Genomic DNA, 12,631 nt, shown 5'->3' with positions numbered 1-12,631 from the left:
ACCACCCGCGTCGGGCCTTCTTCATATCTACACCACACGGTCATCCATCGCGCCCGTCTCGCCTTCGGCAAATTTCTTAAAATTTCCCACGAAATGTTTCACCAGCGCCACATCCTGGTCACTGCGTCCGCCCGCCGTGTGCGGCGTGATAAAACAATTTCGCGTCGTCCATAACCGGCTCGACGACGGGAGCGGTTCCTCGGCGAATACATCGAGGTAAGCCGCGCCCAGCTTGCCGTTTTCCAGCGCCTGCATCAGCGCATTTTCATCCACCGTCGTCCCGCGTCCGATGTTGTAGAAACGCGCGCCCGGCTTGCACGCCGCCAGCCGCCGCGCGTTCACATAATTCCGCGTCGCTTCGTTATCCGGGAGCAAGTTTACGACATGATCCGCCTCGCCGAGCACCGACGTCACACGTTCCTCCGAAATCACAAACACGCCGCGCTCGCTGTGCGCCTTCCGCCGCACCGCATAAATCTTCATACCAAACGGCGCCAGCAACTCCGTCAGCCGCCGCGCAATCGTGCCGTAACCAAGCAGCAGCACCGTCTGCCCGTTCATCAATACCGACGCCGACCTCCGCTCGAAAAACTTCCACTGCTTGTCGCCCCGTTGCTCCGCGTATGACTCAAGCAATTGACGCCCGAGCGCCAACATCATCGCCATCACGTGTTGCGCGCACGGCTCCGCAAACACCGTCGAGCTCGTCGAGAACACCGACCCGCGCGCCTTAAAATTCTCCAGGAATTCCGGCGTGTCGTAGCGCCCGTAACCCGCGCTCGTCACCGCCACCCACTTGATCTTCGCACGCTGCAAACACTCCGCCGGCTCAGGCTGCCCGAAGACCACATCTGCCTCCGCGATACCTTCGTCGCTTTTCCCGGCCTTGAGCACCGAAGCCAGCCGCTCCTTGGCAAAAATCACCCGATGCCCCATCGCGCCGTCCACCAGCATCTGCTCCGCCCGCTCATTCAACGCCGCATTGCACCAGATCGTATGACTCATAGTGCCCGAAACTCTACGCCTCCCGCGTCGCACGCCCAGTCATAACTCGCCTCCGCGGCTCCGCTCTCCGTGACCTCCGCAAACTCCGTGTTAAAAAAATCTCCGCCCCTTGCCTTCACCCCGCCCGCGTGCTCCTTGGTTCGCTCCATGTCCGCTTCCGCATCCGCCCCGCTCATCCGCGCCCGCCTCCTCACGCTGCTCTCCTACGGCGCGATGATGAGCCTCGCCATCGGCCTCAACCTGCTCCCGGTCTTCCTCACCACACTGAGCACGACTTACGGCGGTGCCGCGGGCCTGAGCGGTGAACAACTCGGTCGTCTCGGCGGTCTCGCCTTTGCCGGACTCGTCGTCGGCATCGTCATCACCGGGCCGCTCGCCGACCGCCACGGAGCCAAACCCTTCGCGCAATTCGGCCTCGCGCTCATCGCCATCAGTCTCGTCGCGATGGCCTTCGCGCCCACCTACACGCTGCTCCTCTTCGCCGTCTTTGCCCTCGGTCTCGGATCAGGTGTCCTCGACATGGTGCTCAGTCCCATCGTTTCCGCGCTCAACCCCGCGAACCGTTCCGTCGCCCTCAACTGGTTGCACTCGTTCTACTGCGTGGGTGCCGCCGTCACCGTGCTCGCGGGTTCACTCGCCCTCGCCGCCGGCTTCGGCTGGCGCGGCTCCTGTCTCGTGCTTCTCCCGTTGCCGCTCGGTCTGCTCGCCGCGTTCGCCCCGCTAAAGTTTCCCGATCTTCCGCATGAAAGCGTCCGCACCTCGGTCCGCTCACTCTTCACGCACCGCTGGTTCCAGTTCGCGGCCATCGGCATTTTCCTCGGTGGCGCCACCGAACTCGGCATGGCCCAGTGGCTGCCGGCCTACGCCGAAACTTCCCTCGGTTTCCCCACATGGATCAGCGGAGGTTCACTGCTCCTTTTCTCCGTCGCGATGGCACTCGGCCGCATGGTGGTCGGCTTCGCCGGCACCCGCTTCAACTCCTTTCAACTCATGGCCTGGAGCTGCGCCAGCACGGTGGTGCTTTTCATTCTGGGATCATTTCTTCCGATTCCCTCGCTGGCTCTCACCGCCTGCATACTCGCCGGCTTCACCGGCAGCTGCCTCTGGCCCACGATGCTTGCCGTGACCGCCGACCGTTATCCCCAAGGCGGCGCGAGCATGTTCGGCGCGCTCGCGGCACTCGGCAACGCCGGCGGCATCTTTATGCCCTGGCTCGTCGGTCTGATCGCCGACCACAGCAACCTCCACTGGGGCCTCGCCATCTCCGCCCTCGCCCCCCTCGCGATGCTCCCCCTCGTCCTCCGCCTGCGAGCCCCGCACTAACCCGGCCGGCCCCGCCGTAGCTCTACATCAAAAGCCTTTCGCCAAAAAGCCGGTTTGTAACTTAATAAGTTACAAACCGGCTTTTCCTTTTGGCTTTGAATGAGATAAGAACGCTCAAACTCCTTTAAACCGTCCGCCTGCGGACGCGTTCCGCCCGCGCGTTGATCTGGGCGATCAGCTCCGTGTGCTCGACGGCCTCGCGGTCATCCACGTGCACCAAGCCTGCGCCGAAGGGCGGCACTTCATCAGACTCATCCGCCCAACGCGCCCATTCGTAACCCACCAACGCCGGATGTGCGCACGCCGCGGTGAGCGCACGCCGGCCATCGCGTAACATACGCTCAAGCCGCGTCGGCCCTGAATGCGGTTTGAACGACGCACTGCGAAACCGTTCGTTGGACAACCCGAACGCCGTGAGCAGCAGCGGCATCTTCGTCGCATCCGCATACAGCCGGGCCTGCGCTTCAAAATCCGGCCCGTGGCAATGCCACGACACCACATCCACCTGCGGATACACGCACTCGCCCAACACGTCTTCCCCGGGCGGCTGCGTGAACCGGCAACCCAGAATCAAATGATCGGGATCATGCCGGCGCAGCGCCGCTGAAGTCGCCGTGAAATAACGATGCGCGAACTCCTTCGTGAAGCGTGCGTGATCACGCAGATAACCCGCCGTGGTGAGCGGTCGCTCCGCCAGCGTGCGTTGGCGGATGACTTCCTTGTTGGGCAGCTCGACGCTCCACTCGCGCGCCAGGCCCGCGAGATCGCCCGCATGCGGAGCCAGCACAAATTCCCACGCCGCATGATACGCCGAAAACCCCGGCTCCAGACTCAGGCAGACTTGCAGCAGCGACGGCCGGCCTTCCTTCACTTCACCCCAGCCCAGCGCATCGTCCGTGTAATAACCGATGAAATCGGTGCGCCCCGCCCAGGGCGCGGCCGCCGTCGCGGCCTGCGTCTCGCACACCGCGAGCCAGCCCGGATCAAACACATCGGGCAGGTGCGTGCCGAGCAGATGGATCACCGGAACACCCGCCCCGCGAAAATCAACCACCGCCGTCGCATAAAGCCCCGCCACCGCCAGCATCGGCTCAGCCCACGGCCCCAGTGTATTCACCTGCCAATTACGCAGGCGTTGCAACGCCGCCCGAGCGAACCCTGACGGATCCTCCAGGCCGTGCACGCGCTCCACCGCCTGCGCATAAGCACCGCGATGTGCGGGCGGCACCCCGGCGCGACCGTGGCGGTTGACCGCCGCCACCGCCTTCGAAAAAAACGGCCGGTCAATCGGGTCGAGTAACCACCACGGACCGGCGGCCGTCTGCCCGACGCGGAAAAATCCTGCGCGCCCCCGCAGGGACTCAGGTTTAAATGAAGACAAAGTGAGGGACTCCGCACTGCGGCTTTTCGCCATGAGCACGGACGCTAGCCGCAAGCATCCGCCGATGGGAAGCCCGCAGACGCGCGGACGTCCATCTCTTTAGAATTTTACCGGTCGGTCCGGACGGCGCAGATCGAAGCGGTCGCGCGTGGTCGCGTAGTTGTCGCCACCGAGACGCCCCACGGTATCGAGCAACGCCGGATCAATTTCGCCATCCACGCCCAACACGCCATCCGTCACGTGCGCCGCAACGATGCGGCCAAACACCACGTTCGCCGCCCCCGCGCCTTCACCGATCGGCAGGATCGTGTGGAGCGTGCACTCAAACGACACCGGAGCCTCCGCCACCCGCGGTGGCTTCACGCGTTCCGACACAGCTTGCGCGATGCCGAACGCATCGAACTCGCTCTCGCCATACGGCAGCAGCGCGGCGCAGGCGTTCATTTTTTCAGCGAGCGCGTGCGACACCAGATTCACCACGAACTGACCGGTCGCCTCGATGTTGCGCACCGTGTCCTTCTTCGTGCCATCGCGTAGATTGACCGCCGAAAACATCAGCGTGGGCGGGTTGCCCGTGATGCCATTGAAAAACGAAAACGGCGCGAGGTTGGTGCGTCCTTCCGGCGAGATGGTCGACACCCATGCGATGGGGCGCGGCGTGATACTGTCGGCCATCCAGCCATACGCTTCGCGCGGGTCCAGCTTCGTGAAATCGAGAAACATGATGTATCCACCGTGCACAGCTGCGCGAGGGACGCAACGCGCCGCATCCACTCACACCACCAAGATCAGGTCCCCCGTTTCATTCACGCGGACTTCGTAGGTCATCACGCGGCTTTTCGCGTCGTAGAGGCCCTTGCCGGTCACGAGGTCAAACTCCCAGCCATGCCACGGACAACGCAACACGCGGCCGGAAAAATCAGGTAGGAATTCCGACACCGCACCCGGGCGGTGCGTCCCGTGCAAACTGCCTTTGCACAACTCGGCGCCTTGGTGCGGACAATAGTTTCGCACGGCGTGATAGCCGTCCTTCAGGTGAAAGATGCCGATGGAAAGATGTCCGATCTGCACAATCTTTCGCGCGCCCTCCGGCACCTCGTCGGCCCGACCCGCGACGACTTCGCGCGTGCGTTTTTTCGGAACGGCACCCTGGGGATCACCCGCCAGCGCAAACGCCTTATCAATGGATTTCAGCGGTGCCGCCGTGCCGGCTTCACATGGGCGGGAACCGCGGTTCACGACACACCCTCCGCGTTAACCCGCACGGGCAGGCCGTAGAGCTCGGCCGCATTGTCGTAGAGAATGCGTTGCTTCATCAGCGGAGGCAACGCTGAGGGGAACGCGCGCTGGGGATCATCGAAATCCCAGTGCGGAAAATCCGTCGAAAAACACAGCGTCTTTTCCGCCTTCACCATCTCGTAAAGCTGCACCAAGTGCGCGGGATTTTCCGGTTCTTCGACCGGTTGTGTGCTCAGCCGGCAATGCCTCAGCACATACTCCGATGGAGCCTCGCGCAACCAGGGAACCGTGCTGCGCAGCGCCTTGAAGTTTTTATCCATGCGCCACAACAACGGCGCCAGCCAGCTCACGCCGCCTTCGACAAAAATCGTTTTGAGCCCGGGGAATTTCTCAAACGTTCCCTCGGCAACGAGACTACCGACGTGCGCCTGATAGGTCAGCGGGAGTGAATTGTGCCACTCAAAATAACTCGAAGGACGCCCGACCGGCGTGCTCGAACGCAACGAGCCTTCGAACCCGGGATGAACCGCAAACACCAGTCCCATCTCGCAGCAAGCTTCGTAAACCGGATCGTAAGCACGATGCCCGAAGAGATGCAGGCCCTCCCCGCACGTCAGCACTTGCACCATCTGCGGATGCGCTCCCAAGCGACGGATTTCCGCCGCGGCACCCGCCGGATCCGCCATGTTCACACAGATCGATCCGAGGAAACGCGGATCATGCCTCAGATAGGTTTCGATGAGCCAGTCGTTCGCCGCGCGCGCCAGGGCGTTGGCCACATCGATCGAGTGAATCAGCGACACGCTCATACCCGGTTGCGGTTGGAGCACACCGTAGGTGATCCCGAGCGGATCGAGGTGAAGCCGCACCACATCCGCCGGCGTCTCGGACACCACATCCCGCCGGTCCACGCCAAAGGGATTGGCATAACCATGACCGGGACTGCTGTCTTGCCGCATGGCCACGGCCTCGCGAAAAGCCGCGGGAATAAACGGTGCGAGCGGACACCGGCTGTTGGGGTAAACGTGAATATCGCAGTCGATGATCATAATTAAAAATCGTCGCCGCTAAAGGCTCTGCGCGGAAAGTTTCCCTGCGGCCTTGAGCACCAATCCGACGAAATGCTCCTCGCCCTCGCGGTTGACCAAGCCCGGTGGCACCGCCAGCCCAATCGCGCCCTGAAGCACTCCGGTGGCGTCGAAAACTGGGGCCGCAAACGAATACAGATCTTTGCTATTCTCGCACCGGTTCACCGCGTAGCCCTGGCGCCGGATGCCGGCGAGTTCCGATCTCAGCTCGCGCACGGTGGTGATCGTATTCGGCGTGAGTCGCTTCAGTTCGCCCGACTCGAACGGCAGCCGCTTGAGCGCGAGAAACAGTTTTCCAAATGCCGTCGCGTGGCGCACCAACCGCTCTCCCAACCCCAGCGCATGCGGCGGACGCACACCGCGATAGAGGTCGCTCATGATGATCAACGGCGCTCCCTGATGCGGCACCGCGATATAGGAACTGCTGTGCGCGGCCTCGGACAAGGCCCGCAACACCGGCCCGCCGTGCACGCGTAACGGCAGCCGCTCGGCAAAGGGGCCGGCCAGCGCCAGTAACCGGAAATCCGACCGGTATTTATGTGTGTCGGCCGACTGCGCCACATAGCCCGCGTCCAGCAGCGTGCGCAGCAAACGATGCGCATGGCTTTTCGGCAGGCCCATATCTTTGGCCAGTTCCGACACGGAAAACTCTTCCGCCCCGGCCGCGATGATCTCCAGCAGCCGCAATCCATTCACGAGCGTATGATTGGCGGACGGGGCGGTTCCAAGAGGCATGCCACCGTTCAATCCGATAACCGCGACCACCTCAAAACAGTTCCAATATATAGAACGATGACCGGCCAACCTTTCTCGCATGTGATCGCGTCGCGACCACACGACCTGCGTCCACAGGATAGACTGGATTCCAGCCGCCCGTTGCGGCAACTTGGCCGCTTTTAACCACTTCCCATGGCGATCCATTTTATCGAGGCCCAGTCTCTTTTCATCCTCCAAGCCGGTGCCTCCACCTACGCGATCAAGGTGACGGAGCACGGCTTCCCGATTAATCTCTACTGGGGACCCGCTCTAGCGGCCTCTGCCTTAGGATTGGATAATGTCCGTCTGCGCGACCGCGCCTTCAGCCCCACACTCGCCGGCGCCAACCAAGGCGTGAGCCTCGATACGCTGCCACTGGAATTCCCCACGTTCGGCAATTCCGACTTTCGCGAGCCCGCGCTGGATGTTTATCAGCCGCAGACCGGTTCACGCATTCTCTCGTTGCGCTACGACTCGCATCGTATCGAAGCGGGCAAACCCGCCCTCGCCGGCCTGCCCTCCACCTTTGTGGAAACACCCGCCGATGCCGACACGCTCACGCTTGTCCTCATCGACGCCCTGCTCGGGCTTCGCGTGGAGTTGCTCTACACAGTCTTCGCAAACCATCCCGTCATCACGCGCTCGGTGCGCATCGTGAACGCCGGCACCGCCCCGCTCGAAGTGCGCCGCGCTTTGTCGGCCTCGATTGATTTCGACAGCTCTTTCGCGAATCACCGCTTCATCCAGCTCTCCGGCGCCTGGGCGCGCGAACGCGACACGCATATCTCCGCACTTCGTCCCGGTGTTCAGTCGGTCGAAAGCCGCCGCGGCACCAGCAGCCACCAGCAAAGCCCGTTCATCGCCCTCGCCGAACTCGGCGCCAACGAAGAGCACGGCTCCGTTTACGGCTTCAACCTCGTTTACAGCGGCAACTTTCTCGCGCAGGTCGAGCTCGACCCGTTCTCCACCGCCCGCACTCAGATCGGCATCAACCCGTTCGACTTCGCGTGGCAGCTCGGGGCCGGCGACACGTTCCAGACGCCCGAAGCGGTGCTCGTGTTTTCGCCCGAAGGCCTCGGCGGCATGTCGCGCGCTCTGCACCGGTTTTACCGCAGCCACCTGCTGCCGGTCGCCTGGCGCGACAAGCCCCGCCCGATTCTCGTCAACAACTGGGAGGCGACTTACTTCGACTTCAATGCCACCAAGCTCGAGGCCATCGCCACCGCCGGCGCGGAGCTCGGCGTGGAGTTGTTCGTCCTCGACGACGGCTGGTTCGGCAAACGCGACGACGACCGCACCTCGCTCGGCGACTGGGTCGTTGACCGCAAAAAACTTCCCGGCGGCCTCAACGACCTCGCCCGACGCATCAAGGCCAAGGGCGTGGAATTCGGCCTCTGGTTCGAACCCGAGATGGTCTCGGTCGACAGCGACCTTTACCGCGCGCATCCCGACTGGTGCATCCATGTGCCGCAGCGTCCCCGCACCGAAGGCCGCCAGCAGTTGATCCTCGATTTTTCCCGCGCCGAGGTGCGCGAAGAAATTTATCAACGCATCGCGCAAATCCTCCGCGACACGCCCATCACCTACGTGAAGTGGGACATGAACCGCCACATGACCGAGACCGGTTCGGCCGCGCTCCCCGCCGGACGCCAGCAGGAAACCGCCCATCGCTACGTGCTCGGCCTTTACGAGATCATGGAGCGCTTCACCCGCGAGTTCCCGCACATCCTGTTCGAGGGCTGCTCAGGCGGCGGCGGGCGCTTCGACCCCGGTATCCTCGCCTACATGCCGCAGATCTGGACGAGCGATAATTCCGACGCCATCACCCGCCTGCGCATCCAATACGGCACCAGCCTCGTATATCCTTTCAGCACCATGGCCGCGCACGTCTCCGCCGTTCCCAACCACCAGGTCGGTCGCAACACCCCGTTCCGCACGCGTGGTGACATCGCCTTCACCGGCGCGTTTGGCTATGAACTCGATCTCGCCGCCTTGCCCGCCGACGAAAAAGCCGAGGTCAAACGCCAGACGGCGTTCTATAAGCAGATTCGCCCCCTGCTTCTCACAGGTGATCTTTACCGCCTGAAGAACCCCTTCGAATCCCAGGAAGCCGCTTGGATGATCGTCGCCGCAGACGCGTCCCAAGCCCTCGTCACCCATGTCAGCGTGCTCTCCGAGCCCAACGCTCCGCACCGCTACCTCAAGCTCCGCGGTCTCGACCCGAAAAAGAACTACCGCGTCCGTCTCGACGAAATCGAAACCGTGATGGCCGGCGATGTGCTCCTTCACTCCGGCCTGCACGTTCCCGGCGCGTCCGCCGATTTCATCAGCCACCAGTGGCATCTCATCGCAGTTTGATCATGCCCGACCGACCGCCATTTTTAAACCTCCCGTCCTCGGCGTTGAGCATCGCGCTGGTGTTGGCGGCATGGATGACCGGCGGCTGCTCGACCGGCACGACCGCCTCGCAGACTTCCGAAACGAACTTCGTCGTGAGCGTTCCCCACATCGAGCGCATGGATGTGAGCATCTGCAAAGGCGACAACACGGCCATCAACCGCCTGCTCTCTGGACGCGCCGAATCGTTCGCAAAAAAAATCGACCATGGCAGCGTCTGGTATGGCGAAGGCCTTTCGATGGAACCGTTGCTCGAGCCCGGCTCATGGATCGTCACCCGCCCCCACCCTTACACGAAACTCCGGCCCGGCATGGTCGTGCTCTACACCACCACTGCGGGGCGTCAGGTCGTGCACGCCCTCGTCCGCCGCACTTCCGAAGGTTGGGTGGCCGTCGGTGTGAACAACGATGAAACGGACCTCGAATTCGTCACCTCGACGAACTTCGCCGGAGTGATCGCCGGCGTCTTCACCCCCGCCCGTCCGCAACCGTAAGCGCGACGCCTCCCCACCGGCGAGCGACGACCACTTCCCGCTCGCTCGCGCCCATCCTCGCAAGCACGCTGCCCGGTTTATGTCCGCCGTAGTCCCAGTTCACGATGAAGCCCCGTGGAAAGCCGGCCTGCGCAGCGCGCGCGCCAATCTCATTCCCGGACTCGTGCTGCAGGCCTTCGCGCTCGCCGTGGTGTTGGGTTATTATTTTCACGCGCCCACACGCACCGGCCTCACCCGGCTCGCCGAGCTGCGCAACGATACCGGAGTGCTGTTCGGCATTTTCACCACCGGACTGTGCGGCGGACTTCTGCCGCTGCTCTACCTGAAAGCCGCACCTTCCACGCGTCGCCACATCACCTGGCCGCAAGGCTGGGGCCTCACCGCATTTTGGTCCTACAAAGGTTGGGAAATCGCCCTCTGGTATGGCTTCATGGCCTGGACTCTCGGCGAGGCCGCCGATGTGCGCACGATTGCCGCCAAGAGTCTCCTCGACCAGTTTGTGTATTGCCCGATCTGGGCCATCCCCACGACCGCCCTGGTCTATCTGTGGTGTCAGAATGGTTTTAACCACCATCTGCTCATCGCTGATCTGCGCACCCCGCGTTGGTATGCGCGCCGCGTGCTACCGTTGCTGCTCGCCAATCTCGGGGTCTGGCTGCCGCTCGTGTGCATCATCTACGCATTGCCCACCCCTCTCCAGCTCCCGTTGCAAAACATCGTGCTCTGCTTCTTCACCCTCATGCTCGCCCACATGGCGCGTGAACCTTCCCTGATTCCGGCGGAATAAACCCCGGCACTTTTGCCTCTTACGCGGTCTTAGACTATCTCATCCCATGCTTTTTCGCGCTCCTCTCTTTCTGCTGGCCTTCGTTTTCGCCCTGATCGCCCCCGCCGCGCACGGCCAGGTGAAAGCCTCACTCGCCGCCGCTGATCAATCCATCCAACCCGGCCGCGCATTCACGGTCGCCCTGCGCCTCGACCATGAAAGCCACTGGCATTCCTATTGGATCAATCCCGGCACCGGCTACCCCACCTCGCTCAAGTGGACTCTCCCCGAAGGCTGGACCGCTTCCGAAATCCAGTGGCCCACGCCCGCCGTCACCCGCGACACCAACGGCATGATCACCGGCAACGGTTATGATGACGTCGTCTACCTGCCCGTCACGATCACGCCACCCGCCAATCTCAAGGCCGGCGAAACCATCACCCTTTCCGCCGAAGCCAAATGGCTCATGTGCGCCGAGGTCTGCGTGCCCGGCAAGGCCGCCGTCTCGCTCTCCCTGCCCGTGCAGGCCAACGAACCCGCCGCCGACCCGAACCACGGAAAAGCCATCGCCGACACCCTAACCGCCCTCCCCCGCGCGATCCCCGGTCTCACTGCCCGCGCCTCCCGTAGTGGAAATGTGGTGACACTCCGCCTGATCGCCGCCGCCGACATCCCGCTCCCGAAAATCACGAAGCCCTGGTTCTTCTCCACCGACGAAACCATTCAGTTCGACGAACCCCAAACCGTGCGCGATGCCGCAGCCGGCGAAGTGCTCGCCATCGATCTGCCCGTCTCGCCCAGCCTCACGACCCCGCACACCCAGCTCACCGGCGTGCTTCGCTTCGAAAACGGCTCCACGACCACCGGCCTCGCCATCGACACCCCGATCACCGAGGCCCCCGCCTCCGGTCTCTCAACTCTCAACTCTCAACCCTCAACTCCGGCCAGCGCTTCGCTGGCCGGCACCCTCGTCCTCGCCTTCGTCGGCGGCCTCATCCTCAACCTCATGCCCTGCGTCTTCCCCGTGCTCGGCATCAAGATCCTCGGCTTCGTCAACCAGGCCGGCGCCGACCGCCGCAAAGTCACCCTCCACGGCCTCGCCTTCGCCGGCGGCGTGCTCCTCTCCTTCTGGACCCTTGCCGGCGTCCTCGCCGCCTTCCGCGCCGGTGGCGACCAACTCGGCTGGGGCTTCCAGCTCCAGTCACCCGCCTTCGTCTTCGCGCTTGCCGCCGTCATGCTCATCTTCGCCCTCAGCCTGAGCGGCGTCTTCGAGTTCGGACTCCGCGCGACCGCCGTCGGCACCGGCCTGCAAGCCAAAGACGGCTTCACAGGTTCCTTCTTCACCGGAGTCCTCGCCACGGTTGTCGCCACGCCGTGCAGCGCCCCCTTCCTCGCTCCCGCCCTCGGTGCCGCCCTCGCGTTACCAATCATCTCATCGTTCGCCGTCTTCACCGCCATCGCCCTCGGCCTCGCGCTGCCCTACCTGCTGCTTTCGATTTTCCCGCAGGCGATCAAAGCCCTCCCCCGCCCCGGCGCATGGATGGAAACCTTCAAGCAGGCCATGGCATTCCCCTTGTATGCGACCGTCGGATACATGGTCTGGGTGCTCGCCGGACAACTTAAGTCCAACGACACCGCCCTCCTTTCCGTCCTGCTCGGCCTCACCCTGATCGCCGCCGCCACCTGGCTCTACGGACGCTACGCCACCTTCGGCGCAAAACCCGCCCGCATGCGTATAGGTATCCTCGGCGGTATTATCCTCCTGGCCGCCGGCACTTGGCTCGGCTGGCCGCGCCCCGCCGCCCCGACCGACATCGTCTGGCAGCCGTGGAGCGCCGAAGCCGTCGCGAAAGCCGTCGCCGAAAACAAAACCATCTACGTCGATTTCACCGCCCGCTGGTGTTTCACCTGCCAGACCAATAAGAAAGTCGTCTTCAGTTCCGGCGAAGTCCTCAAAACCTTCCGAGAAAAAGAAGTCGTCACCCTGCGCGCCGACTGGACCGACGAAGACCCCAAGATCACCGCGGAATTGGCCCGCTGGAACCGCAGCGCCGTCCCCTTCAACCTGATCTACCTCCCCGGCAAACCAGAGCCTGTCATCCTTCCCGAACTCCTCACCCCCGGCATCGTCCTCGAGGCAATCAATCAGACTAATTGAGATCCGACGTAGGGGCGTGGCTTG

The 12,631-nt window shown here is 63.3% G+C and carries 11 protein-coding genes; 5 read left to right on the top strand and 6 right to left on the bottom strand.

Going from position 1 to position 12,631, the window contains the following annotated elements:
* Positions 1 to 27: 27 nt before the first annotated feature.
* On the bottom strand, positions 28 to 954 hold the full coding sequence (locus FPL22_RS13215; RefSeq protein ID WP_238991416.1) for a D-2-hydroxyacid dehydrogenase: 927 nt from the start codon (positions 952 to 954) through the stop codon (positions 28 to 30).
* Positions 955 to 1,152: 198 nt separating this feature from the next.
* On the opposite strand from FPL22_RS13215, the gene FPL22_RS13210 reads away from it, so the two are divergent.
* Positions 1,153 to 2,328 carry an MFS transporter gene (locus FPL22_RS13210; RefSeq protein ID WP_144230877.1) on the top strand — a complete coding sequence of 392 codons (1,176 nt, stop codon included), beginning with the start codon at positions 1,153 to 1,155 and terminating at the stop codon, positions 2,326 to 2,328.
* Between the two features lie 124 nt (positions 2,329 to 2,452).
* Here the strand turns inward: FPL22_RS13210 and FPL22_RS13205 are convergent, their stop codons facing one another.
* The 5 genes from FPL22_RS13205 to FPL22_RS13185 all read right to left on the bottom strand — a co-directional run bounded on the left by FPL22_RS13205 (position 2,453) and on the right by FPL22_RS13185 (position 6,771).
* The gene (locus FPL22_RS13205) at positions 2,453 to 3,742 is read right to left on the bottom strand and encodes a hypothetical protein (RefSeq protein ID WP_144230876.1); all 1,290 of its coding nucleotides are present in this window, start codon (positions 3,740 to 3,742) and stop codon (positions 2,453 to 2,455) included.
* Between the two features lie 66 nt (positions 3,743 to 3,808).
* Positions 3,809 to 4,432 carry a flavin reductase family protein gene (locus tag FPL22_RS13200; protein ID WP_144230875.1) on the bottom strand — a complete coding sequence of 208 codons (624 nt, stop codon included), beginning with the start codon at positions 4,430 to 4,432 and terminating at the stop codon, positions 3,809 to 3,811.
* Between the two features lie 51 nt (positions 4,433 to 4,483).
* Positions 4,484 to 4,948 (bottom strand): Rieske (2Fe-2S) protein, encoded by a 465-nt coding sequence (locus tag FPL22_RS13195; RefSeq protein WP_144230874.1) that lies wholly within the window; start codon positions 4,946 to 4,948, stop codon positions 4,484 to 4,486.
* Positions 4,945 to 5,997, bottom strand: a complete 1,053-nt coding sequence (locus FPL22_RS13190; RefSeq protein ID WP_144230873.1) for an amidohydrolase family protein — start codon at positions 5,995 to 5,997, stop codon at positions 4,945 to 4,947. Before FPL22_RS13190 ends, FPL22_RS13195 begins: the two co-directional genes overlap by 4 nt.
* An 18-nt stretch (positions 5,998 to 6,015) precedes the next feature.
* Entirely contained in the window at positions 6,016 to 6,771 is a 756-nt protein-coding gene (locus FPL22_RS13185) for an IclR family transcriptional regulator (protein ID WP_162525308.1), read from the bottom strand.
* 174 nt (positions 6,772 to 6,945) lie between these two features.
* Between FPL22_RS13185 and FPL22_RS13180 the strand changes: the two genes are divergently transcribed.
* The 4 genes from FPL22_RS13180 to FPL22_RS13165 all read left to right on the top strand — a co-directional run bounded on the left by FPL22_RS13180 (position 6,946) and on the right by FPL22_RS13165 (position 12,607).
* A complete protein-coding gene (locus FPL22_RS13180) occupies positions 6,946 to 9,150 on the top strand; it encodes an alpha-galactosidase (protein ID WP_144230871.1) in 2,205 nt (734 codons plus the stop codon).
* A 2-nt stretch (positions 9,151 to 9,152) separates the two neighbouring features.
* The gene (locus tag FPL22_RS13175) at positions 9,153 to 9,683 is read left to right on the top strand and encodes a S24/S26 family peptidase (protein WP_144230870.1); all 531 of its coding nucleotides are present in this window, start codon (positions 9,153 to 9,155) and stop codon (positions 9,681 to 9,683) included.
* Positions 9,684 to 9,762: 79 nt separating this feature from the next.
* Positions 9,763 to 10,470 (top strand): hypothetical protein, encoded by a 708-nt coding sequence (locus FPL22_RS13170; RefSeq protein WP_144230869.1) that lies wholly within the window; start codon positions 9,763 to 9,765, stop codon positions 10,468 to 10,470.
* A gap of 46 nt (positions 10,471 to 10,516) precedes the next feature.
* Positions 10,517 to 12,607: a protein-disulfide reductase DsbD family protein gene (locus tag FPL22_RS13165; RefSeq protein ID WP_144230868.1), complete on the top strand. Its 2,091-nt coding sequence runs from the start codon at positions 10,517 to 10,519 to the stop codon at positions 12,605 to 12,607.
* The last annotated feature ends 24 nt before the right edge of the window (positions 12,608 to 12,631 follow it).

This window comes from Rariglobus hedericola (genome assembly GCF_007559335.1).
GTDB lineage: Bacteria > Verrucomicrobiota > Verrucomicrobiia > Opitutales > Opitutaceae > Rariglobus > Rariglobus hedericola.
This window is presented reverse-complemented; position numbering and strand designations above follow the sequence as displayed.